Source organism: Nocardiopsis sp. iso_40 (assembly GCF_056173285.1).
The window spans coordinates 3958773-3983132 of the sequence record NZ_CM149666.1; the positions used below are offsets into that span (position 1 = coordinate 3958773).

Annotated in this window: 15 protein-coding genes; 14 read left to right on the top strand and 1 reads right to left on the bottom strand. The window is 70.5% G+C overall.

Going from position 1 to position 24360, the window contains the following annotated elements; all coding sequences use genetic code 11:
- Positions 1-25 precede the first annotated feature (25 nt).
- Positions 26-805: a hypothetical protein gene (locus AC0VYD_RS17225; protein ID WP_475476544.1), complete on the top strand. Its 780-nt coding sequence runs from the start codon at positions 26-28 to the stop codon at positions 803-805.
- A gap of 195 nt (positions 806-1000) precedes the next feature.
- The gene (locus AC0VYD_RS17230; protein WP_475476545.1) at positions 1001-2254 is read left to right on the top strand and encodes a S8 family serine peptidase; all 1254 of its coding nucleotides are present in this window, start codon (positions 1001-1003) and stop codon (positions 2252-2254) included.
- 224 nt (positions 2255-2478) lie between these two features.
- On the opposite strand, the gene eccCa is transcribed toward AC0VYD_RS17230, so the two are convergent.
- Positions 2479-6462 (bottom strand): type VII secretion protein EccCa, encoded by a 3984-nt coding sequence (gene eccCa / locus AC0VYD_RS17235; protein WP_475476546.1) that lies wholly within the window; start codon positions 6460-6462, stop codon positions 2479-2481.
- Between the two features lie 209 nt (positions 6463-6671).
- Between eccCa and eccD the strand changes: the two genes are divergently transcribed.
- From eccD to AC0VYD_RS17295, 12 genes are all read left to right on the top strand, one after another.
- Positions 6672-8096: a type VII secretion integral membrane protein EccD gene (gene eccD, locus AC0VYD_RS17240; RefSeq protein WP_475476547.1), complete on the top strand. Its 1425-nt coding sequence runs from the start codon at positions 6672-6674 to the stop codon at positions 8094-8096.
- Position 8097: 1 nt separating this feature from the next.
- Positions 8098-9546: a type VII secretion protein EccB gene (eccB, locus tag AC0VYD_RS17245; protein ID WP_475476548.1), complete on the top strand. Its 1449-nt coding sequence runs from the start codon at positions 8098-8100 to the stop codon at positions 9544-9546.
- A 27-nt stretch (positions 9547-9573) separates the two neighbouring features.
- Complete coding sequence (locus AC0VYD_RS17250; RefSeq protein WP_475476549.1) at positions 9574-9897, top strand: WXG100 family type VII secretion target; 324 nt, start codon at positions 9574-9576, stop codon at positions 9895-9897.
- A gap of 100 nt (positions 9898-9997) precedes the next feature.
- Positions 9998-10294, top strand: a complete 297-nt coding sequence (locus AC0VYD_RS17255; RefSeq protein WP_475476550.1) for a WXG100 family type VII secretion target — start codon at positions 9998-10000, stop codon at positions 10292-10294.
- Between the two features lie 236 nt (positions 10295-10530).
- Entirely contained in the window at positions 10531-12873 is a 2343-nt protein-coding gene (locus AC0VYD_RS17260; protein WP_475476551.1) for a hypothetical protein, read from the top strand.
- A gap of 44 nt (positions 12874-12917) precedes the next feature.
- Positions 12918-15794 carry a hypothetical protein gene (locus AC0VYD_RS17265; RefSeq protein WP_475476552.1) on the top strand — a complete coding sequence of 959 codons (2877 nt, stop codon included), beginning with the start codon at positions 12918-12920 and terminating at the stop codon, positions 15792-15794.
- Positions 15685-16020: a YbaB/EbfC family nucleoid-associated protein gene (locus AC0VYD_RS17270; RefSeq protein ID WP_475476553.1), complete on the top strand. Its 336-nt coding sequence runs from the start codon at positions 15685-15687 to the stop codon at positions 16018-16020. The genes AC0VYD_RS17265 and AC0VYD_RS17270 overlap by 110 nt, the downstream gene beginning before the upstream one ends.
- A 42-nt stretch (positions 16021-16062) precedes the next feature.
- Positions 16063-16413, top strand: coding sequence for a hypothetical protein (locus tag AC0VYD_RS17275; RefSeq protein WP_475476554.1), 351 nt, complete (start codon positions 16063-16065; stop codon positions 16411-16413).
- Positions 16410-18197, top strand: a complete 1788-nt coding sequence (locus AC0VYD_RS17280; protein WP_475476555.1) for a hypothetical protein — start codon at positions 16410-16412, stop codon at positions 18195-18197. The genes AC0VYD_RS17275 and AC0VYD_RS17280 overlap by 4 nt, the downstream gene beginning before the upstream one ends.
- Positions 18198-18274: 77 nt before the next feature.
- On the top strand, positions 18275-21574 hold the full coding sequence (locus tag AC0VYD_RS17285) for a right-handed parallel beta-helix repeat-containing protein (protein ID WP_475476556.1): 3300 nt from the start codon (positions 18275-18277) through the stop codon (positions 21572-21574).
- Between the two features lie 278 nt (positions 21575-21852).
- The gene (locus tag AC0VYD_RS17290; protein WP_475476557.1) at positions 21853-22920 is read left to right on the top strand and encodes a DUF2157 domain-containing protein; all 1068 of its coding nucleotides are present in this window, start codon (positions 21853-21855) and stop codon (positions 22918-22920) included.
- Positions 22921-23046: 126 nt separating this feature from the next.
- The gene (locus AC0VYD_RS17295) at positions 23047-24267 is read left to right on the top strand and encodes a cation:proton antiporter (protein WP_475476558.1); all 1221 of its coding nucleotides are present in this window, start codon (positions 23047-23049) and stop codon (positions 24265-24267) included.
- The last annotated feature ends 93 nt before the right edge of the window (positions 24268-24360 follow it).

A 24360-nucleotide genomic window follows, 5' to 3' on the forward strand; every position in this document is an offset into this window, starting at 1 on the left:
GGAGTGATCAGACTTGGGTTCCATCATGAACGCCGTGAACGGCTCGGAGGGCGGATACGCATCGCACTCCCAGGGCCCGGTCTCGGGCCTGCCCGTCGTCGCGGAGGGCGCGGTGATCGGCTACCTGTGGTTCGCCCGCGATCCGCAGGAGCACGCCGCGGGTTTCACCGACGCGCGGGGAGAGACCTCCGCGGACACGCCGGCCGCAGGGATCTGGGAGAGCAGGTTGAGCGAGGCGGCGCATGCCGGGACCACCCCCGAACGAGCGGTACTCGACTGGGTGGGAGCGCCCTTCGACCCGGTGGCGGGAGGGGTTCCCGAGGGTTCCGCCGCCCAGGAGGCCGAGAACTCCGACACCCTGTCCCGGGTGCTCTCCGGGGCTCCCTCCGGGCCGGTCGGGGACACGGCGCCCGGACCGAAGCCTCCGCTGGTGTTCGACCGGTGGAGCGACGAGGCGCTCGCCCCGGTGCTGATGGGCAGGTCCTACACCCCGGTCACCGACGGCCCGGTGATCTACGTGCCCGTCACCAGGGAAGGCACGCTCATCGGCTACCTGTGGGCGTCGGAAGCCGATGACGCCAGCGACTTCCAGCCGCTGCTCCCTCCCGACGTCGCGGGCAACGTCGCCCGTGGCTGGTGGACCATGGAACACGTCCGCCTACGAGGTGAGGGGCTGACCCCGCTGGAGGCCCTGAGGGCCAGTGTCGGCGCGGTGGACGATCCGAACGGCGGCAGGGTGGACGCCGACGCGGTCGAGGCCCGCGCCGAGAACCTGGCGGCCCTCCAGGGCATCGCCCGCAGGTGACCTGAGGAGCTCGGTCCAGCCCGGGGGCGCCTCCTGTGCCCGCGCTCCCGGCGGACGGGAGTAGTAGAGTGGCGCTGCCCGGCCGCGGCCGTCCTCCCCTCCCGAGAGCGGTCCGAGGGCGAGGCGGCGCCCCGGGCGGCGCGCCGCCGTCGGGGCCCCACGGGGCCAGCCCCTCCCGCACGACAGGAGAACCTGTTGACCGACTCCCCGGCCCCGCGCACCCGTGTCGGCCGCGTCGCCGTCGCCGCCGTGCTCGTCCTGGGGCAGTTCGCCCTCCCCGCGGCGGCCCGGGCGGACGCGCCCGACCCCCCGCCGAAGCTGCCGCAGGTCCACGAGTTCAAGGGAGCCCAGCAGCCGTGCGGTCCCGAGGGCACCGACACGGTGGACCAGGCCCCCTGGACACACGGCGCGCTGGGTCTGGAGGAAGCGCACGGCCTGAGCACGGGGGCGGGGGTGACGGTGGCCTTGCTGGCCCCCGAACTCGACGCCACCGGGCCCGCGCTGGCGGACGCCGTGGAAGGGGGCGGCACGGCGGACTGCCTCGGCTACGGAACGCTCCTGGCGGGCATCGTCGGCGGGCGTCCCTTCGAAGGGAGCGCGAGCGTGGGCGTGGCCCCCGACGCGACCCTGCGGTTCGTCCCGACCGGAACGCCGGAGACGGGTGTGGCCACACCCGGGGAGATCGCCTCCGGGGTCGGCGCGGCGGCGGAGTCCGGGGCCCAGGTCATCCTCGTGGCCACGTCGACGTGGGTGGGCTCTCCGGAACTGGACCAGGCGGTGGAGGCCGCGACCGAAGGCGGATCGCTGGTCGTGGCCCCCGCGACCGTGAGCACCGCACGCGGACCGGTACCCGGCCACCCCGCCCAGCACCCCTCGGCGCTCGCCGTGGCGGGTCACACCCCCGAGGGCCCGCCGTTGATCCAGTCCCCCCTGCCGTTGCCGGACGGTACCCCCTCCCGTGTCGACCTCATGGCTCCGGGAGACCGGGCCGTGGCTCCCGGTGTCGGGGACGGGCACGTGACGGCCAGCGGCGCGGGGGTGGCGGCCGCCTTCGTGGCCGGTACCGCCGCCCTGTTCAGCGCCCGCGTGCCGGAGTTGGGACCCGAGGAGCTCCGGGCCCGCCTGCTGGCCACGGCCTACCCGTCCCCCGGCGGAGACGGCGACCCCGTACAAGGGAGCGGGCGGATCGACCCCGTGGGTGTCCTGACGTCCCACCCGACCGAGGAGTCCGTTTCGGTGGCGGGCGAAGTCTTCGTTCCGGACCCCTCCCCCAAGGGAACCCTGGAAGCGCTGCCCACCTCCATCGTGGCCGGGGGCTTCGCACTGCTGATCGTGGTGTGCGCCCTGGGAGCCGCGGTCGTGCGCAACGGTCGCGCGCGTTCGTGGCGACCCTCGGCACAGGACGAGCGGGTACCCATCGGACCAAGGCCGGACCCCCTGCGTGACTAGGCCGTCACGCAGGGCCGGTCAGCATCGCGCGGGCTGTCTGCCCCGGCACGATGCGGACCGGGCAGCGGAACCGCTGACCCGTGCAGACCCCCGGTGTCGTCTTACGGCCACACGCGCACGTGCCGGTTGCACCGACACGTGCGCGATCGGTGCGAGGCGTCAACGTGCGGCGGGCCGCTCCGGTCGGAGCGGCCCGCCGCACGTGTTTGACGCGTGAAACGTGCTCAGGAGTCCTCCTGCCCCTCCGCGATCGCCAACTGCACCTCGACCGGGTCGCGGCGGGAGATCCACAGGGCCCGGCCGGGCGGCATGCGGCGGGCCCGGACGGAGCCGAACAGCATGCCCTCCGAAGGCGGTGTGGAGAGCATGATGCTGGGCGTGTTGAGATCGATCAGCGTCCGGATGAAGGGGTCACCGGCCGTACGGCCGAACCCGCCGGCCGCGTGGACCACGATGACGTGCATCCCGATCTCGGCCCCCTGCGAGATCAGCGGCAGCAGGGGTGACATCGGGCTCGGTCCGCTTCCAGCCACCAGTTCCAGGTCGTCGACGATGACGAACAGCTCCGGACCGGTCCACCAGTCGCGTGAGCGGATGCGGTCCGGGGTGATGTCGGGACCCGGGACGCGCACCTGCATGGCCTGTGCGGCGGCCTGCATCATCTCGCGGACGCTGTCGGCGGAGACACCGTAGCCGAGCTGCATCTCCTTGGGCACCGCGTCGTACAGCTGACGGCGCTGGTCGCCCAGGACGACCCGCGCCTCCGTCGGACCGTAGTGCTCGCGGATGGCGTTGGTGATGTGCCGGACGATGTTGGTCTTGCCGGACTCGGTGTCGCCGACGACCAGCAGGTGGGGGGTCGCCCCGAAGTCGTGCCAGAAGGGCTGCATGCGGCGGCTCTCCAGCCCCAGTGGCACGCGGAGCACGCCGCTGACACCTGCGAGGTCGGAACCGGGGAGCTCCTCCGCGCGCAACTTCGCGGGGAGGGTGCGTACCGGGGGTGCCACCGGACCGTCCCAGGCGCCCTTGACCCGTTCGACGATCTCCGCCATGCCTGCGGCGGCCGTCAACGAGTCCGCCTCACCGTCCGCACGCGGGAGCGCGCTGAGGAAGTGGTGTTTGTCGTCGGTGATGCCGCGTCCGGGGATCCTGGGGACGGTCTGCGCCGCCCGCATGTGGACGAGGGAGTCCACCGGATCGCCCAGGCGCAGTTCGAAGCGGGTACTCAACAAATCGCGGACACCGGTGTTGAAGTCCGCCCAGCGCGGTGAGGCGACCATCACGTGCAGGCCGTAGTTGAGGCCCCGTTGGACGAGCTGCACGATGGACGCCACCAGGTCCATGTTGTCCTGGCGGATGGTGCCCCAGCCGTCGATCACCAGGAAGACGTCCCCGTACCGTTCCTCGGCGAACTCGCCCGCGGCCCTGCGCGCACGGTAGGTCGCCATGGAGTCGATGCCGTGGTCGGCGAAGAACGTCTCCCTGTGGTCGAGGATCTCGTGCATCTCCAGCACCGTGCGGATGATGCGGCGCTCGTCGGTGCGGGGCGCCACACTGCCCATGTGCGGCAGGCCCTTGAGCGCCTGGAGCAGTCCGCCACCGCAGTCGATCGCGTAGAACTGGACCTGGGACGGCGTGTTCACCAGCGCGAGGCCGAGAATGACCGAGGCCAGGAGCGTGCTCTTGCCGCTCTGCGGACCGCCCGCGACACCGATGTGCCCGCCCGCACCGGAGAGGTCGGCGGTCAGGGGTGACCGGAGGTGTTCGAAGGGGCGGTCGATGATGCCCACGGCGACCTTCAGCGATCCCCGTTCGTTCCAGCGGACCCCGCCCTCGGGGACGTCGTGTCCGATCGCTCTGTGCATCTCGTCGAGGAGCGGTGGGGTCCCCAGGGGCGGCAGCCACACCTCCCGGGCCGCGGGGCCGTGGGAGCTCAGCCGTTCCAGGGCGAGCCCGAGCAGTGATCCGGCCTCCTCGAGCTCCTCCTCGGCGGGCCGGGGCTGCGGGGCCTCCTCGGGCACGGGGACCGGTGAGTCGGTGAACAGGACCGTCCCCAGGTCGGCGCCGCGGCCGGTGCTGACCGAGCGCCGGCTCACCCGGTAGGGGCCGGAGACGTAGGCGGCCTTGAAGCGGGTCAGCGTCTCGGTGTCGGTCTTGAGGTACCCGTTGCCCGGTGCCGAGGGCAGGCGGTGTGCGTCGGGCACACCCAGCACCCCCCGGCTCTCGATCGCGGAGAAGGTCCGCAGGGCGATCCGGTACGAGAGGTGGCTCTCCAGCTGGTGCATGCGCCCCTCGTCCAGCCGCTGTGACGCCAGCAGCAGGTGTACCCCGAGGCTGCGCCCCAGGCGGCCGATCATCACGAACAGGTCCATGAAGTCCCGGTGCGCGGCCAGCAGCTCACTGAACTCGTCCACCACGACGAACAGCGTCGGCAGCGGCTCCATCGAGGGGTCCGATTCCCGCGCCTTCTCGTACTCGAGCACCGAGCTGTAGCTGCCCGCCGCCCGCAGGCGCTCCTGTCGGCGCACGAGCTCTCCGTGCAGGGCGTCCTGCATGCGCTCCACCAGGATCGCCTCGTCGGCGAGGTTGGTGATCAGCGCGGAGGTGTGCTGTAGCTCGTCCAGCCCGATGAAGGTCGCGCCGCCCTTGAAGTCCACGAGGATGAAGTTGAGGGTGTCGGGGGTGTGTGTCAGCGCCAGGCCGAGGACCAGTGTGCGGAGCAGCTCGCTCTTGCCCGAGCCGGTCGCGCCGATGAGCATGCCGTGCGGACCCATGCCTCCCAGCGCGGACTCCTTGAGGTCCAGTTCCAGGGGCGCGCTGTCCGAGGTCATTCCGATCGGCACCCGCAGGCGGTTCTTCGGGTGCAGCTCCCCCCACATCCGCTCGGGGTCGTGCGCCAGCAGGTCTCGGATGCCCAGCAGTGTGGTCAGTTCGAAGTCCGTGGTCAACGGTTCCGACACCTCGGCGGCGACACCGCTGGCACGGTAAGGAGCCAGGAGCCGGGACAGGGCGGACGCCCGAACCCCGCTGAGGCTGTCCGGCCGCCCCAGGGTCTCCTCCGTGTCGCGTCCGGAGTGGTCGCTCCCCAACATCACGAGCTCGTCCGGCTCGACCCGGAGCGCCAGGGTGTAGGGGTCGTCCTCGGGTGGCATCGGGTCGCGGACGTCGATGACGACCGTGTTGCGGTAGCCGCCTCCGAGCAGACGCGACCCGGGCGGGATGCTGCCCCCGTCCACGACGATCACGGTGAAGGGCTCCTCCTTGTCCGGAGTCGCCGAGGGGTCGAAGCGCGGACGGTCCATCAGGTCCGCGCCAAGGGCCTGTTCCAGGTCGACCGCGTCGGTGAAGAGCAGACGCAGGGCCCCCGCACCGTCGCGCGCGCTCGGATGCTGGGCGTGCGGCAGCCACTTGGTCCACGACCAGTGGGGCATCGACTGGGCGGAGGCGCAGACGACGACCCTGAAGTCGTCCGGGGAGTGGAAGACCGCGAGCTGTCCCAGGAGCGCCCGGGTCAGTCCGCGTGAGGCGGACAGGTCCCCGCGCATCGTCACCCTCGCGTATCCGCGCAGGTACACCTGGACCGGCTGGTCGTCCACCGTGCCGTAGGCGCGGATGAACCGGCGCAGCGCGTGCGCGCTGAGGGGTTCGAGGTCCTCCACCGGTTTGGACGAGACCGGGGAGATCTTCATGGAGAGCGCCTGCGCGCCGACCGCGATCCGGACCTCGCCGAAGTCCTCGTCGTCGGTGCGCCTCTCCCACAGGCGCGAGGTGCGCACGATGGACCACAGTGCGTCGGGGTGGGGGGCTCGCCAGAGCATGGCGTCCCGCTGCTCGGTGACCACACCGCGCAGGCGGATGCGCATCTGGCGCAGGTAGCGCAGGTAGTCACGGCGGTCGTCGTTGAGCTTGGTCCTGCGTTCGAGCAGTGCGCGCAGGTACTGCCCGCCGAGCATGGCGACGGCTCCGACCAGCATCATCCCTCCGGCGATGAAGGGCATGACGGTGCCGCCCGCACCGCCCATGCCGCCTGGGCGGATGATCATCATGAGCATCGCCATCGAGGTCAGCGCCATCGGCAGGTACATGAAGACCGAGGACATGGAGGACTGTTGGTCCGCCAGTTCCGGAGGTTCCTGGAGGGAGATCTCACCGGACGGAAGGTCGGGTCCGGGCCGTCGGGGCGGCCTCCGCACGCGAATGGTACTCAAAACCGGGGGTCTCCTTCGAGGAACCGGATGTCGGCCCAGAGGGTAGGGGAACGGGGTTACCGGCTGGGGGCCGGAAGGTCACGCACTCATGATCACCACGAGGCTCTAAAAACTACCGGCACCACTCAAAAACATGAATAAAGTGATTTAACTCAACGCAACAACAGATGACACTCAGAAGGTGTTAATCTCCGTACCGCTGAGCCCCCGTGCCCCCTGTCGATCGGCCCCAGGTGAACGACCCCTCCACTGGCGACCCCTGCCGCCTCCTGATCCGCGCTCCTGAGCGCTCCTTCGAGATCGCGGCACCGGTCGAGGTCCCCCTGTCCGAAATCATCCCCACCCTGGTCCTCTACGCCGAGAGCGACGACGGGGCGGATCTCGACGAGACCGGGCTGGAGCACGACGGGTGGGTGCTCCAGCAGCTGGGAGACGAACCCCTGGAAGAGGACGAGACCCTGTCCTCCCTCGGCCTCTGCCACGGTGAGACGCTCTACCTCCGCCCCCGGCGCGACCAGTTGCCCCCGGTGCACTTCGACGACATCGTCGACGGGGTGGCCAACGGGATCTCCGAGCGCTCCGACCGCTGGGAGCCCTCCCACCTGCGGATCCTTCTCCAGCTGCTGGGACTGCTGGTGCTGCTGACCGGCCTGGTCGTCATGGCGGGCTCGGGCCTGGACCTGTTCACCGCGATCGGCGCCGCGACCTCCTCGCTCCTCATGCTGGCCTCCGCCTGGGCGGCCTCCCGGGCCATGGCCGACCTCAGCGCCGCCAAGGGCCTGGCCGGCACGGCGACGCTCGCCATGGGGCTCGCGGGAGCCTGCGTCCCCAGCGGCGAAACCGGAACCCTGCTCCTCGGTGCGACCATTCTCACCGCCTCCCTGACAGCCGCGGGCGCGAGTGTGCTGGGTGTCGCGGCCGTGGCGGGGGCCATTCCCTTCTTCACCGGCCTGTTCACCGTGGAGGCGCTGGGGGTCGTCGGGGGGCTCTCCCTGATGTTCCTGCCCGGCACCTCCTCAGCACAGGCCGCGGCCCTGGTCGGTGCCGTCGCCCTCTTCGTCGGTACCTACGCCCCCCAGCTCGCGTTCCGTCTCAGCGGCCTGCGTATGCCCGCGCTCCCCGCCAACCCGGAGCAACTCCAGGAGGACATCGAGCCCTTCCCCGCCCGAAGGGTCCTGGACCGGACCGCGCTCGCCGACCGCTTCCAGACATCGCTCTACGCCTCCACCGGCGCGGTGCTCGCCGTCTGCCTCACAGTGCTCTCGCTCGAACCGGGCTGGGCCCCCAAGGCCCTCTCCCTCGTCGTGTGCCTGGTGATGCTGCTCCAGACCCGCGGCCTGACCAGCGCCTGGCAGAGGATCCTCATGACCGCCCCGCCGTGGATCGGGCTCATGGTCCTGGCGGTGGACCTGGCCTGGAGCGCTGACCCGGTGCAACGCCTGCTCGCAGTGGTCGGCCTGTTCGCGGTCACGGCCCTCCTGACGGTGATCTCCTGGTCGCTTCCGGGCACGCGCCCGATCCCGCACTGGGGCCGGGCGGCGGAGATCATCCAGTTGATCCTGTGCATCGGCATCGTTCCCCTGGTCCTCGCCCTGTACGGGGTGTACGGCCTGCTGCGCGGGATCGGAGGCTGACATGCAGTCACGTCGCGACCGGGTGATGGCCTACAACTTCACTGTGGGCCGTCTCGGGACAGCGATGCTGCAGGGCGACCCCGACGCGGTGGACGCACCCATGCGCCGCACGCGCGGAGGCACCTACATCGGTCTGGGCATCGGGGCGCTCATCTGCGTCGGATTCCTCGTGTTCGGCCTCATCATGCCCGGCGGGGCCACCTCGTGGCAGCAGGAGGGACGTATCGTCGTCGACCGGGACGGAGGTGCCACCTACCTGTACTCGGACGGCACACTGCGTCCGGTCGGCAACCTGGCCTCGGCACGACTGATCCTTGGCAGCGGCGCACAGACCAGCCTGGTGAAACAGGCTTCCCTGGAGGGTTTCCCGGTCAGCGGCCCGGTGGGGATCCCCGGTGCTCCGGACGCACTGCCCGAGGACGGCACCGCGTCCGTGTGGCGGTTCTGCGGCCTGCCGCTGGTCGACGACCAGGAGGACCCGCGAGGTCGGACCGCCCTGGTCGCGGGAGAGGCGCCGCCGCCCCGGTCCCCCGGCCTCGACCAAGGCATCCTCGTGTCCGGACCGGACGGCACGGTGTACCTCCTGTGGGGCAGTGCCCGGCTGCGGGTGGAGGAGGGGTCCGGAGCGGTCCAGGCCCTCGGTTACGGCACCAGCACCCCCCTGCCCGTCTCCTCGGCGTTCCTCGGAACCATCCCGGAGGGACCGGACCTGGAGGCGCCTCCCGTACCCGGGGCCGGGGACCCCGGACCGGACCCCGTCGGCACCGGACAGCGCGTCGGCCAGGTGTTCGCGGTCGCCACCCCCGGCCAGGAGGACCAGCACTACCTCCTGACCCGGGAGGGCCTGGTCCCCCTCACTCTGACGGAGGCGCTGCTGCTCCTCTCGGACCCCGACGTCTACCGTCCGGCCTACGGCGACACGCCGCCCGAGGCTCTCGCGCTCAGCCCCTCCGAAGCGCACGAGGCGCTCGCTTCCGAAGCTTCCGCGCCCCAGAACGCGAACGGACTCCCCACCGCTCCGCCCACCGCTCTGGACATGGGTTCCGCCGTTCCCTGTATGCGCTGGGAAGAGGACGGGACGTCCCTGTTGACCGTCGACGACCCCGCGGAGATCGAGGCGTGGCCCGTCCAGGACCGCCCCTTCGTGGAGCCCGGCTGCCCCACACCTGACCTGGTGGGGATTCCCGCGGGTCTGGGCGGAGCCGTCAGAGCCGTGCCCGTGGGTGGTTCGGCGAGCGCCCCGAGCTTCTTCGTCGTGACCGACGCGGCCGCCAAGTACCCCGTGGCGGACGAGGCGGCACTCGACGCCCTCGGTTACACGGCCTCGAACGCGGCCCCGCTGCCGATGTCCCTACTGCGCGTCCTGCCCACAGGACCGCTGTTGAGCCAAGAGGCCGCCCCGATGCCTTTGGCGGCCTCCCCTCGGGCCGGAGGGCAAACCTGCCCCTAGCCAACGACGACAGTGGAGATGAAGTCAATGAGCAGAACACGCAACACAGACGAGGCCAACCGACTCGCCGAGGAGGCGATGACCGAGGCCTACACCCAGTGCAACAACATCTACTCCAACGTCGACGACCTGCGCGACGGGCTCCGTGCCTCCTGGCAGGGAGCCGCGTCCAACCGCTACAGCGAGGCGCTGGTGGGGTGGCTGGAGGAACTCCGGCTGGTCACCAACGACATGAACCAGATGATCGGGACCTTCGGCGGCACGGTGAACGCCATGCACCAGGCCGAGGACACCGCGATCGTCACCGGCTCCCGGTGGATCGACGACCTGAACCCCAACCAGTCGGGCTGACGGCTCCGGCTGTCCTCCCCCGCGGCGAACGGCCGGTGGCCGCCGACCGCGCCCCCACGCGAAGACCTTCGATCAGCACTTCCGAGATGAGGCAGAGCCCATGCAGGGATTCGACGTCAAGTACTCCGAGGTGGACGACGCGACCAGTCGCCTCGCCCAGCAGACCGAGGCGGTGGCCCGGCAGATCGAGGAGCTCGATCAGAAGATGCAGACCCTCCTGTCCGACATGGCCGGTGAGATGAAGGAGAACTACCAGACCAAGATCTCCTCCTGGCGCCTCAACGTCGCGGACATGCGGACTCTGCTGGGCAAGGCGCAGCTCGCCCTGAACGAGATCCGGAACAACTACTCGGGCACGGACCGCCGCGAGGCCATGAACTGGTCCGCCCTGCTCTGAGGCGGCCCGCCCGGGCCGGGCGGGCACAGGTGTGCCCCTCCCCTCGACGCACCTGCCGCGGCTCGGGGAAAGACGGGGCCGCCGCCCCTCTCGGCCTGCCGGGGCCGGGCCCGTGAGTCCACGGACCCGGCCCCCACCCCCTACGTTCGGACGATGCCCGCCGTACGGGCGGCAAGGAGACAGACAACGTGGCCGAATCCAAGTACGACTTTCGCGCCGCCCTCTCCGGTGAGCCGGTGCCCCCGGTCGAGGAAGAAGAGGAGCAAGCAGAGCTCCTCAACACGCTGACGTCCCAGGCGCACTCGTCGCAGTCCGGGTCAGCAGGCTCCCCCATCAGCCTGAACCTGTCGAACGGCCTGCTGATGATGGGCAACCGCTCCGGCTCTGTGGAGGTCGACACCGCCGACCAGAAGGTGGTCATCGACCCCGAGTCGCCCTCCCAGGTGGGAGAGCGCGACGGGGAGATCGTCCTGGGCGACAGCACCGAGGCGGAGCTCGGGACGGCCAGCCTGGCGGTGGAGGGCAGGAACCTCCAGCCGATGGTGGACTCCGAGTCCGTCCCGGCCTCCGAGCGCGTACCCGCCAACGCTGGAGCTGCCCCCGAGGGAGAGGTGACGGAACCGCTGGAGGATCCGGTGCACGTCGTCTCCGTCCGGGAACCCTCGGCGTCGGACCTGGGTGAGGACTTCTCATCGGCCGAGGGCGTTCCCCCGACGGAGGCCGCGCCTGCCGAGTTCACACCGGTGATGAAGGGTATCCCGGCGACTGAGGCCGAACCGGTCTCCGCCGAGGTCGAGGGCGTACCCGTCAGTGACCCGGACGAGGAGTCCTCCGACCCCGTCGAAGCCACCGGGCCTGTGGTCACCGTCGACCCGGAGACCGGCGAGACCGTCATCCTCGCGGAGGACCTGGAGATCACGGTCGGCCCTGAGAACGGCGAGGTCCGCATCGAGCCGTCGGACGAGAACGTCCCCCTCGCGCCGGACTCCCCCCCGATCACCGTGGAGGCCGGAGGCCTGACCATGGTGATCGACCCGGCGACCGGAAACCTGGAGGTCGACCCGATCAAGGGCGAGTTCGCCGACGTCACCGTCGAGATCGGGGACCAGCGCCTCGTCATGGACGGTGAGACCGGCGAGATCAGTATCGACCCCGGAGAGGGCTCCGTATCGGTCGACCCCGAGACCGGCCTGGTGACCGTCGAACCACCCGCAGACGAGGACGAAGAGGTCCGGGACGGCGACGCGGACGGGGACGCGGACAGCGACGGCGACGCGGACGGCAACGCAGACGGCGACACAGACGGCGACACAGACGGCCACGCAGACGGCGACACAGACGGGCACAAGGGCGGGGACGCAGACGGCGACACAGACGGTCACACGGACGGCGACGCGGACGGCGACGCGGACGGCGACACAGACGGGCACAAGGGCGGGGACGCGGACGGCAACACAGACGGTCACACGGACGGCGACGCGGACGGCGACGCGGACGGCGACACAGACGGGCACAAGGGCGGGGACGCGGACGGCAACACAGACGGTCACACGGACGGCGACGCGGACGGCGACGCGGACGGCGACACAGACGGGCACAAGGGCGGGGACGCGGACAACGACGCGGACGGTCACACGGACGGCGACAGCGACGCGGCCCAGCCGCCCAGTGAGGAGGGCGTGAGCAACCGACCCGACCACCACACCGGTGACGGGGGGCCTCCTGGGCCCGCGTCGGTCGGCTCTGGAAGCCCTGTGGGCGGATACGGCGACGAGGACGAGAAGGAAGACTCAGACACGCCCGATCCCCTCATCGGCGACGAGTCGAACACCGGGGGAGGTGATCCCGGTCAGGAGGAATCCGCCGCTGAGGACACGACCGAGCTCCAGGACCTCGAACCCGCCGGAATCTTCGCTCCAGAACGGAGCAGGACCCCGGGCGGGAAAAATCAGGATGACGAAGAGGAAGGCGAGAACGAGGAGGAAGACGAAGAAGAGGAGAAAGAAGAGGACGAAGAGGAAGACAAGGACGAAGACCAAGAAGAGGAGAAGGAAGAAGACGAAGACGGTAAAGAGGATGAGGAGGACGAAGAAGACGAAGAAGACGAAGAAGACGAAGAAGACGAGGAAGAGGACAAGGAGGACGAGAGCGGGGGAGGCGGGGGAGGTGGAGACGGCGACTCGACCGCAGAGGGCACGAAGATCGATCTCGAGAGGATCGACGGCTTCAAGGACACGTTCGTGGTCGAAGTCCGCGAGGTGCTGGAAGAGGAGACCCCTAACTTCTACGTCTACAGCAGCTCCTCCGACGGGGCGGAGGGCGCTGCGAAGGTCACTCGGCTCGGCGACCCGGCCCTCCTGCCGACCGCCGGACTGCTCGCCAACAAGATCGATCAGTCCATGGCTTCGCTCCATTCGATCATGTCCAGTCTCCAGAAGGAGCTCAAGGGCATCGAGCAGCGCGTGAACGCGAACGTCGGCACCTTCAAGAGCCTGGAAGAGGACCAGGAGCTGAACGCGGCCCAGGTCTCCTACCTCATGGGCGGAACAGGCTCCCCCACTGACACTCCCACGCCCTGACATCTATTCGTGATACACCGGCCGCCGCAGACAAGGGGGGGCGAATGCCTGAATTGCACGACATCATGAACATTGTTGCCGACGGGGCGGGCAACAGCGACGGCAGCCACCCGCGCATGCCGAGCATCAACACGATCATCGGCCCCGAAGTGCTGTGGGTGAATCACGGTAGGTACCACCACGCGAAGGACACCAACCCCTTCACCGGGTTCGACTGGACTTACGACGGCGCGGAGATGAACCGCTGGTGGTCCATGAGAAAGCCCGGAACACAGCTCGTCGCGTTCGGAGCCCACACGTACGAGATGCCCCACGGCTGGGACTACGCCGGATACACCATGGTCTCAGGCCTCTGGGGCGACCCCGAGCCGGACAAGGGGGGCGACGCGGAGGACGTTCAGACACCCTTCATCAAAGCCCTGGACAACCTCTCAAAGGTCATACCGGATTCCCTGAGTAACCTCGATTCAGGAAAGACGGGAAACTTTCACTGGGAGCCCACCGGGGAACTCATCGGCAACCTGGTGACACTGGAGTCCATGTTCGAGACCTACGGGGAGGGAAAGGATTCGAACGGCGTCCTGCTGACGGCCTACCAGAACCTCGACATCCCCGAGGGCCCGATGACCGGGGCCGCGGCATCCGTGTTCGGCGCGAAGATCTACGATCTCTTCCTGCGGTTCCAGGAGATGGAGGCGATGGTCAGGAACAACCACAAGGCGATCAGCGACCTGAAGGGCGATATCAAGGGACCCGCCCAGGACCTGAGGGATTCCGTGCATGAAGCGATCAACACGGACTCCTACTCGATGCGCGGTGTTCTCGACCAGTGGTACCACCATGAGAGCAACGGAAAACAGATCTGGAACGACGCCACCGGCCAGTTCTGGATTCGCGTGAAAGAGGGGGTATACGGCCCGGTCAGCAACCCCGCGACGGACGAGAACGTCAACAACCGCCTGAAGGAGATCTGGAAAAAGAACTACGAGAACGTCATCAACAACGCTGGAACGCTCTACACGACGCTGAACGAGATCTACGACAGCGCGCAGAAGAGCCTTCATCCCATCGAGGCCCCGGACGGCGGCACCCCGATCAGCATGATCTCCGACATCGGGGACGAGGACATTCCCGACGGCGGGCCCGATGTCCCTGACTTCCCGGATGAAATCGACCTCACGTTCGACGACGAAGGCCTCGGCGGGGGCGACGGCCCGGGCGGAGGAGACGACGGCCTCGGCGGCGGTGACGGCGGGCCGGACATCCCGGACTGGCTGAATGATCCGCCTACCGGGTACGGCGGCCCCGACCTCAACTATGAGACCGACGGCGGGCCCGACCTGAACCTCGGCGGCCCCGGTGGCGAGGGCCCCGGCCTGAATCTCGGTGGACCCGGTGGCGACGGCCCCGGTGGCGTCGGTCAACTCCCCGGACCGGACCACCTCGGACTGAACGGACCCGGGTCCGGCGCCCCGGACTCCTTCGGCGGCGGGAGCGACACACCCGTCCAGGGGCCGCCCACCTACGTGTCGGGAGGCCCCGGCATGCCCCTCAACGGACCGGACGGCGTGGGATCCGATGCGTTCGGTCCCGACGGGGTCCCCCCCACCCCCGACGGCGGCGGCCACGGGGGCTTCCTGCCCGGTGCGCCTCCCCTGGGCATGAACGGCCCGGGAGGCCCCGGGGGCGGTCGCCGAGACACCCCCGGCCTCGGCACGGACTTCCCTCCGCCCACGTCACTGGAGGTCGATCCGGAGACCGGGCTGCCGATCAACCCGGACACCGGACGCCCCTTCCCCGTCGACCCCGACACCGGGATCCCCTTCCACCCGGACACCGGTCTGCCGATCAACTTCGACCCGGACACCGGCGCGGCTCTCCCGATCGACCCGACCACCGGACTGCCGGTGCAGGACGGCGGGACCAGGCTCGACATGGATCCGGAGACCGGGCTGCCGATCAACCCGGACACCGGACGCCCCTTCCCCGTCGACCCCGACACCGGGATCCCCTTCCACCCGGACACCGGTCTGCCGATCAACTTCGACCCGGTCACGGGAGAGGTGGCGCCGATCGATCCGATCACCGGTATGCCCGTCGCACCGGATCCGGGCGCCCTCCCCTCACCCGACCCCGGTCTCGGCACGAACTTCCCGGACGGTTCGGAGAGCGTCTACGAGAACCCCATCACGGGTGAGCCGGCCGAGATCGATCCGGAGACCGGGCTGCCGTACCCGATCGACCCCCTGACCGGCGAGGCCATCACGGAGAGGCGTCCGGACCCCGAGCCGCTGAACTACCCCTCGGGTCCGAACAACCCCTCGATGCCGTTCCAGAGCGGCAGCCCGCCGATGGACCTCAACTACGGCGGTCTGGGCACACCACCGCCCACCTCCTCCGGTCCCGGTGACGGGGTCGCAGGCCCCGGTTCCTCCGACCGCTCGTCCATGTTCGCCGCTCCCGGTGACGGCGGGGCGCTGGGACAGGTCGGCGGTGGAGCCGGAGGGCCTGGCGGCGAAGGAGGCCTGTCGGGCCAGCCCAGGACGGCGGGGCAGGGCTCGCCGGGGATGCCGCCCATGATGCCGCCCATGGGCGGCGGCATGGGCGGAGGCGGAGGAGGCGGCGACAACGGACGCGAGCGCAACCGCGCCACCTGGCTCTCCGAGGACGAGAAGGTCTGGGGCACGGACAAGACCCGCGGCAAGGCGGTTCTCGGCCGACCCGTGCCCGGCGAGAAGAAGGGAACCCCCCGTCATGAGCTCATCGATGAGGGAACAGATGGAAGCCGAACTGGCACGTCTTCAAACGACGATGCGGGAACTCGAGGACGCAAGCGCAAACCTGGAGTCGGCAACCGAAGAGGTCACCGCCAAGAACAGACTCGTGACGGCGACGGTCGACGCGACGGGACGTCTGACTGAGCTCAAGTTCCACACCGACGGCTACCGGAGCATGGCCCCCGCCGAACTGTCCGCGGGCCTGGTCGAGGTGATCGACCGCGCCCAGCGCCAGATGGCGGAGCGGGTCGCCTCGGTGTACGAGGCGTTCGCCCCCGAGGGCGTCGACACGGCAGCGGTCATGCGGGGAGAGGTGGATGTGGAACAGACCCTTCGTTCCATGGGCGTCTCCCTGGACGACTTCCGATGACCATCCGTGCACAGCGAACAGTGCGATCGAAGGAGGAAGACGATGTCCGCGTCGAATCACGGCTTTTCCGCCGATCCTGACGGGATCAACCAGGACGGCAGACGGATCTACGAGGCCGCCGACTACGCCGATGAGATGATCAACGGCGCTTTCGACGCCCGCGAGCCCCACGGGGTGCCGTGGGGGGAGAAGGGAGATTACTCCAAGCAGATGCAGGAGACGGTGGGAGTGGCCGAGTCCCTCCTCTGGGAACTGCTTCCCCTGATCTCCCTGGGTCTCACTCAGGCTGCCGACGGAACCCTTGAGTCCTCCGGGAACATCGTGAACATGGAGGAGAGGAACGTCGACACGTCCGATTCCTTCAACACCCGGCTTCCTGGGAGCCGACGGTGACCGGGTCTCCCAAGGACGAGGACGGTCGCGGAGCGGCCGGGGAGGGCGCCTCGGGTCCGGCGGACCAGAAGACGGCTCTCGACTTCCAGGCCGCCCTGTCCGAACCGGTACCGGAACAGCGGCTACTCGGGGAGACGGGCTCCCTGCGAGAGGCCGGTCCTGTCCCCGGACCGACCGTCCCGGAGGCCGATCAGGCCGCCGAGCCTTCCAGACAACCGACCGCGGTCCTGGGGGGCGGCGCTGGGAGGGGGGACGGGGAGGCCGACGCCGAAACCGCTCTCGACCGGCCCGGAGCGCCTGCGCTGGCCGGCGCGGCCATCGCGGGAGCCCTGCTCGTCATCGCCCCGTTCGCGGTGACCGCGGGCATGCCCGCGGTGTCCCTGGAGACCGTCGCCGAGCAGACACCGGTGGCCAACGCGCTCGGCGACCAGACCGGTGACGGGTCCGCCCAGACGGCCGGGTCGGCCGCCGCGGGGGCCGACGGGCACGGCTCACCCGTGACGGAGCGGGCAGCCGACCCCGGGTTCGTACCCGAGGTCCAGGACGGGGGCACCAGTCCCACGCTCCCCGATCCGGGTGACGCCTCGGGGGGTACCGGCGCGGTCGAGACCTCGGCGCCGACCGGACAGGGGTCGGGCGCCGATCGCCCTCCGGTGCAGGAGTCCTCGACCGAGAGCGGATCCGCGGACGCGGCCGACGGTACCGAGACGGCTTCGGCTGATGGACCCCAGGGCGAGTCCGGAACACGTGAGGGCGGTGGCCCCGCGGACGGAGCCGAGGGCTCGTCCGGTGGCCCCGGGGACGGGGCCGAGGACGGTGGGCCCGCGGACGGACCCGAGGGCTCTTCCGGTGGCCCCGCGGACGGGGCCGAGGACGGTGGGCCCGCGGACGGGGCCGAGGACGGTGGGCCCGCGGACGGGGCCGAGGACGGTGGGCCCGCGGACGGGGCCGAGGACGGTGGGCCCGCGGACGGACCCGAGGGCTCTTCCGGTGAGACCGCGGCGGGCGAAACCGACACCGCATCCGGGAACACGTCAGCGGCGGCGGAGTCGGAGGGTTCCCCGGAAACCGGGACGGCAGGCGGGGAGAACGCCCCGGCGTCCGCCGAGAGCGACGCCGCCGGTTCCGACACGACCTCGGGAACGCAGGCGGACGGCTCCGGCGGGGAGGCTCCGGCCGAACCGCCCCTGAGCGGCACCGACTCCCCCGAGTCGTCATCGATCCTCGCGGACGCGACCGAGAGGATCGTCCCCGTGGAGGAGCGCTATCGCGCACTCACCGGTCCGGGCTGCGCCGGACCGGACGACTCCTCCTACAGCAGCGAGGGCAGGTGGCAGAGTGCCGAGGGCACGGCCAGTTGGGCCACTCGTCCGGGCGGCTACGACCAGGAGGGCTGCGAGGGCTCCTACGACGCGATCCCCGTGTCAGGCGATCCCGAAAAGGGCGACCACCAGCACGCCGGCTGGACGTTCGCGCCGGGTGAGGAGGGCGCGACGTGCGAGATCTATGTCCACGTGCCCGACGACGAGAGTCCCCTGTGGGTCGCTGCTGGCGAAGCGCGGTACCGGATCCACCCGGGAAGCGACGCGGGGAACCCCCCGGTCGCCGTCTTCGGTTTCGATCAGTCCCAGGTTCGAGGAGGATGGGTACAAGTGACCGGATTCGTCACCCCGGACGAAGAGTTCACGGTCCGGCTCACCAACGCGGGTGAAGACCCGTTCCCCGACGAAGAGCACACGAACGCCCACGTGGCCGCCTCGGCCATGCGCGTCGACTGCTCTTGACACCCCCCGCGGTGGGGCGGCACACGCCGCCCCACCGCCCTTGCGGTCCCTGACCGCAGCAGACAGGAAGGCAACCGATGAGCAGGCAGCTCCTCACCGTCAACCCCGGTGCCCAAGGAGCGCACGACACGATCTCGTCCGCGCTGGACGCGGCGGTCGGCGGTGCGGTCATCACCATCTCACCAGGGCGCTACGAGGAGAGTCTCGTCCTGCGCGAGGTGGTCACTCTGGTGGCACGCGAGGGGCGCGGGAGCGTGGAGATCACCAGCGCGTCGGGCAGCGCGGTGCTGTCCGGGGCGGACGCGGTCAAGCTCGACGGGCTGGTGCTGCGCTGCCGGGACGAGGAGCGCCCGACCGTGGACGTCGCCGCCGGCGAGGTCGAGATGGCGCGCTGCGAGGTCTACGGTGCGGCGTGGTCGGCCGTGTCCGTCCGGGGCGAGGGCGGCCTCGCGATGCGGGACAGCCGCGTCTGCTGCTCCGAGGGCGCCGGCGTCGTCGTGGTGTCCGCCGGGCGCACGATGATCGAGGACTGCGTCATCGAGGACGTCAGGACCAGCGCGCTGGTGATCGGGGACCAGGGGCGGCCCTGGGTGCGTTCCTGCGTGCTCCGGGACGCGGGAGGCAACGGCCTGTTCGCGAGCGGAGGGGCCGCCGGCACCCTGGAGGACTGCGAGATCACTGCCACGGGCAAACCGGGGGCCGCTCTGGAGGAGGGCGCGGCCACGACCCTGCGGCGGCTGCGCGTGCACCACACGGAGAAGGAGGGGATCACCCTCTCCAGCCAGGCGCGCCCCGTGGTGGAGGAATGCGTCGTCGAGGAGACCGCGGGCGACGGGCTCGTGGTGCGCGGTAGCTGCGATCCCCAGGTGAGCGGTCTGCGCGTGCTCAGGCCCCGGGGGGCGGGTATCCACGTCACCGAGCGCGCCCGGGGCCTGTTCGAGTCGTGTGAGGTGCGGGACGCGGCCGGGGACGCCCTGCGCTCCGGAGGCCGGGCGTCCACCACCTTCCTGCAACTGAGCGTGGAGGGAGGCGGGGGGCTGCTGCTGGCCGAGGACAGCGTCGTGGAGTTCGACCGCGGAAGCGTCCGGGCCACCCGCGGGCACGGCGTCGTCGTCACCGGAGGGGCCCCCTTCCTCCGGGGGATGTCGGTGGAGGACACAGGCGGCCACGGAGCCCTCCTGGAGGGGTCCGCGCGGGGGCGGCTCGAGGGGATGACCTTCGAGCGCACCAAGAACGCGTCCGTGGCCGTGCGCGAAGGGGGACGGGTCGAGCTGGAGGGGGCCCGGATCATGCAGAGCCGGGACGCGGGCGTCAGCGTGGGTCCCGAGGGCGAGGCGGACCTGCGGGACTGCGAGATCGCGGAGTCCTCCGGTGACGGCGTGTCGGTGCGCGGCGGAGGCAGGGCCACCGTGCTGCGGACCAGGGTCCGCGAGGGACGGCGCAACGGCGTCCTGGTGACCGCCAACGCCGGAGCGGTCCTACGGCGCTGTGAGGTGTTCGGGAACCGGGCGGACGGCATCCTGGTCCACTCCGCCGAGGAGGTGGTGGTGGAGAACTGCACGGCTCGGGACAACGGCCGGTCCGGTCTGCGCCAGACCGTGGCCAGCGACCACGCCCACACCGAGGACCTGTTCAGCCAGGGCAACGGCTCCCCGGACGCCTTCGGCGACGAGGCGGGAACCGCCGTCCCGCTCGCGCCCCTGGAGGAGGACGGGACCGAGGACCAGGAGGGAACCGGGCCGCTCGCGGAACTGGACGCGCTCATCGGGCTGGACAACGTCAAGAACGAGGTCCGTACGCTGATGACCCGAAACCAGATGGCGCAGCGGCGCGCCGAGATGGGGCTGCCCACTCCCCCGATGAGCCGCCACCTGGTGTTCGGGGGCGCTCCGGGCACGGGAAAGACCACCGTGGCCCGCCTGTACGGGCGCATTCTCACCGAGCTCGGTGTGTTGAAGTACGGCCACGTCGTCGAGGTCGCCCGTGCGGACCTCGTGTCCCAGTACGTCGGCGGGACGGCCATCAAGACCACCGAGGTGTTCGAGAGCGCCAAGGGCGGTGTGCTGTTCCTCGACGAGGCGTACACCCTGTCCAGCGGAAGCGACTCGGGCAAGGGACCCGATTTCGGGCGGGAGGCGATCGACACCCTGGTGAAGCTGATGGAGGACCACCGCGACGAGGTCGCCGTCATCGTGGCGGGGTACACCGAGAACATGGAGCAGTTCCTGGACGCCAACCCCGGCCTGGCCTCCCGGTTCAGCAAGACCATCGAGTTCGTCAACTACGAGGACTCCGAGTTGGTGGAGATCGTACGCAGGCTCTGCGAGGGGAGCAGCTACCGGCTGTCGCCCGAGGCGGAGGCGGCTCTGCTGAAGCACTTCGGCCAGATGCCCAAGGGTCCGGCGTTCGGCAACGCGCGTGAGGCCCGCAAGGTCTTCGAGGAGATGATCGACCGGCAGGCGCAGCGCCTGAGCTCCACCTCCCCCGAGGACCACGACTCCCTCACCCTTCTGCTGCCTGAGGACCTGGGGGTGCAGGACACCGACCGGGCGGTCTCCCCCCAGGAGCGCGCACGGCAGGTCTCCGAGCTCCGGGAGGAACTGGACGCCCTGGTGGGACTGGGCCAGGTCAAGGACACCGTCAACGATCTGGCCAACCTGCTGCTCATGACGGAGCAGCGCAGGTCGATGGGGCTGCCCGTCTCCCAGATGAGCCACCACCTGGTGTTCACCGGCCCGCCCGGCACCGGTAAGACCACGGTGGCGCGCCTGTACGGGAGGCTCCTGCACACCCTCGGGGTGCTGCCGGGCGACCACGTGGTGGAGGCCGCCCGGTCCGATCTGGTCGGCCGCTACGTGGGGCACACCGCGCAGCTCACCGCCGAGGTCTTCGAGCAGGCCAGGGGCGGGGTGCTGTTCGTCGACGAGGCGTACACCCTCACGCCCCGGGGCGAGGGGAACGACTTCGGCCAGGAGGCCGTGGACACCCTGCTGAAGCTGATGGAGGACCACCGCGACGAGGTCGCCGTCATCGTCGCCGGATACCCGGTCGAGATGGACCGTTTCATGGACTCCAACCCGGGTCTGGCCTCCCGTTTCAACCACCGGGTGGAGTTCCCCTCCTACAACGACGACGAGCTGGTCACCATCGTCACCCGGATGGCGGCCACCTCGGGCTACGAGTGCGGCGCCGAGACCCTGCGGACGCTCGCGGCGCACTTCTCGACCGTGGAACGGGACGGATCGTTCGGTAACGCCCGGTACGCCCGCCAGGTGCTGGAGCGGATGATCACCCGGCAGGCGGGCCGCCTGATGGGGCAGGAGACCCCCGCGACCCGGGAGGACTTCACCGCCCTGCTGCCCGTCGACGTGCCGTGAACCGCTCCGGCCAGGAGCCGGGGGGCGCAGGCGCGCGAAGGCACCGCCGACCCGTACCCCCGCGTCCCTGACCGGCACCATGAGCCGCGTGTGGAGTCCGGTCTCCTGGCGCTGCCGCACCAGGCGATGGCCGGCGCTCTGAGTATCCCTGCTCAGGACAGCGTGACCGTTGTGCGTTGGAATGGGGATGCCCGTCCCGAGCGCTGGGACAGCCGCAGGGCCGGGGCGGACGGCAGTGGTCAGTGGTCCGTTGGAAGTCCACGGGAAGGTGGTGCCTGATGGAGGCACGCGATGGGGCCCGCGCCGAGGCGTTGGACAGACTCGTCGGACAGGGGGTGATCGACCGCGGGCAGGCCGACGCGGTTGCCGCCGCCCTGGAGGCGACCGCGGAGCGCTCGGGGACGAGGATCCGCTGGGCGGAGGTACTGGGCTATGTCGGCGGCGGACTCGTGCTCGCGGCGGTGGGCACGTTCGTGGCCACCGCATGGGACGTCCTGGAGATCGGGGTCCGGGTCACGCTGCTCGCCGTGGTCGCCGCCGCGCTCGCGGCGGCGGGGTTCGGGATGGCAGGCGGACCAGCCCTGCTTCGCCGGTCGGCGGAGACGGCCCCGGTCCGCCGCCGGCTCGGCGGCGCCCTTTTCGCCCTGGCGGCGCTCTCCACGGCCTTCGCCGTCGCCGAAGCCGCGGAGGGAGCGCTGCCCCCCGGGTTCGTACCGAGCTCGGCCACCTGGGCGTCCGCTGCAGGGCTGGTGGTCGCCGCGACCGCCTACGCACTGCTGCGCTCCGCGCCCGGGCTGGTCGCGGCCTGGGGCATGAGCGCGTTTCTCGTCGGTTTCGGGGTGGAGGAGGCGGTCTACGAACTCGTCGGTTCGAACCGCGGGAGCGAGTTCTCCTCCGACGGATGGCAGTTGGCTTCCACTGCGGCCGGTACGGGTCTGTTGCTCCTCGGCGCGTTGACGATCGCCCTCGCGGTGGTGGGCGTGCTGCGCGAGCAGGGAACCGCGGTCGGGCTCGGCGCGGTGACCTCCTACACAGGCGCCCTGATGCTGGAAACACCGGCGAACCACATCGCCGAGCTCGCCGTCGCGGCAGGCTTGTTCACCCTGTTCGCGCTGTGGCGCTCGTCGTCACGCGGCCCCGGTGCGGCGCTCGTGTTCGGTGTGCTCGCCGCCACGGTCGCGGTTCCGCGGCTCGTCTGGGAGGTCACCGACGGCGAGGTGTCGGCCGCCGGTGTCCTGCTCGTCGCCGGCGCCGTGCTACTCGTCGCCAGCGCGGTCGGTATCCGGCTGCGCCACCGGGCCGCCGCGCAACCGCCCCGCCCCCACGCGGCACCGGACGCCCCGTAGCCCCGGCGATCCGACCGGTGGCTCCGCCCGGTACCCCTGCGCGGAGAACAGCTTCCAAAACAGGTATTCGGTCAAGGACGGATGTGCTACCGCGCAGGTCAGCACCTCCTTCGTTAGCATTCCCGCATGGCCGAGGGACACATGCTCGTGGACAACCTGCTGTCGATGTGGTGGATCGCCCTGGCCGCGGTTCTCGCTCCGGTACTGGCGTTGGTCACGCGCCGCAAGGTACCGGACGTGGTCTGGCTGCTGGTGTTCGGCACGATCATCGGCCCGCACGCCCTGGGCCTGGCCGAGGAGACCGAATCGGTCCGGTTCCTGCGTGAACTCGGTCTGGGGTTCCTGTTCCTGTTGGCCGGCTTCGAGGTCGACACCACCGACATGCGCGGTAGGCAGGGCAGGCACGCCGCCCTGACCTGGGGGTTGTGCGCCCTGCTCGGCTTCGGGGCGGGGATGCTCCTGTTGCGGGGGGACACACACGTCGCGGTCGTGCTGGCGATCGCCTCGACGTCGACGGCTCTGGGCACCCTGTTGCCCATCCTGAAGGACTCCGGTGCGATGGAAACGCCGCTGGGGCGGGCCGCCATGGTCCACGGCGCCTACGGCGAACTCCTGCCGATCGTGGCGATGTCGCTGCTGCTGTCCACCCGGGGCACCTGGCAGTCCGCGGCGATCCTGCTCCTGTTCTCCGCGGCCGCGGTGGCCGTCGTCGCGGTCCCGGGGCGCTTCTTCAGCCGTCTCCCCCTGCTGAGGCGGGCCTTCGCGGACGCGTCCAACACGACCATGCAGACCACCCTGCGGGTCACCGTGCTGGTCCTGGTCACGCTGATGCTGCTGACCGCCGTGCTCGAACTCGACGTCGCCCTGGGCGCTTTCGCGGCGGGCCTGTTGCTGAACGCCGCTCTCGGCGCCACGGCGCCCGAGCACGCGGCCGAGGTCATGCACAAGGTCGAGATCGTCGGGTTCAGCCTGCTGATCCCGGTGTTCTTCGTGACCAGCGGTATGGGCATCGACCTTTCAGCCGTCGCAGCCCGGTGGCCCCTGCTGTTCGGTTTCGTGGCCGTGATCCTGCTGGTGCGCGGGCTGCCGGTGTTCGTCCGTGAACGCTGGACCGCGACGCATTCCGGGCTGACGAGGACGGGCGACCAGGTGGCGCTCGGCCTGTACGCCGCGACGGGCCTGCCCATCATCGTGGCCGTGACCCAGGTCGCGGTGTCCTCGGGGGTCATCGAGGACACGATCGCCTCCGTCATGGTCACCGCCGGCGCCCTCACGGTCCTGCTCTTCCCGTTCGTGGCCTCCCGCGTCGTGCGCGGAGAACCGGGCCGGAAGCGGGCCCACCGGTAGGTACCGTCGCGAGGACTCGGAAGGGGACCCGGCCCGCACCGGTTCGCTGTTTCGCTGTCCGAGAGCCGGGCGGCTGCCGAAAGCCCCGACCCC

What these genes read in the sequence shown, in the direction of transcription:
- AC0VYD_RS17225 (WP_475476544.1), top strand. Translation starts at nt 26, where the DNA reads ATGAACGCCGTGAACGGCTCGGAGGGCGGATACGCATCGCACTCCCAG.
- eccB (WP_475476548.1), top strand. Translation starts at nt 8,098, where the DNA reads ATGCAGTCACGTCGCGACCGGGTGATGGCCTACAACTTCACTGTGGGC.
- AC0VYD_RS17250 (WP_475476549.1), top strand. Translation starts at nt 9,574, where the DNA reads ATGAGCAGAACACGCAACACAGACGAGGCCAACCGACTCGCCGAGGAG.
- AC0VYD_RS17255 (WP_475476550.1), top strand. Translation starts at nt 9,998, where the DNA reads ATGCAGGGATTCGACGTCAAGTACTCCGAGGTGGACGACGCGACCAGT.
- AC0VYD_RS17265 (WP_475476552.1), top strand. Translation starts at nt 12,918, where the DNA reads ATGCCTGAATTGCACGACATCATGAACATTGTTGCCGACGGGGCGGGC.
- AC0VYD_RS17270 (WP_475476553.1), top strand. Translation starts at nt 15,685, where the DNA reads ATGCGGGAACTCGAGGACGCAAGCGCAAACCTGGAGTCGGCAACCGAA.
- AC0VYD_RS17275 (WP_475476554.1), top strand. Translation starts at nt 16,063, where the DNA reads ATGTCCGCGTCGAATCACGGCTTTTCCGCCGATCCTGACGGGATCAAC.
- AC0VYD_RS17285 (WP_475476556.1), top strand. Translation starts at nt 18,275, where the DNA reads ATGAGCAGGCAGCTCCTCACCGTCAACCCCGGTGCCCAAGGAGCGCAC.
- AC0VYD_RS17290 (WP_475476557.1), top strand. Translation starts at nt 21,853, where the DNA reads ATGGAGGCACGCGATGGGGCCCGCGCCGAGGCGTTGGACAGACTCGTC.
- AC0VYD_RS17295 (WP_475476558.1), top strand. Translation starts at nt 23,047, where the DNA reads ATGGCCGAGGGACACATGCTCGTGGACAACCTGCTGTCGATGTGGTGG.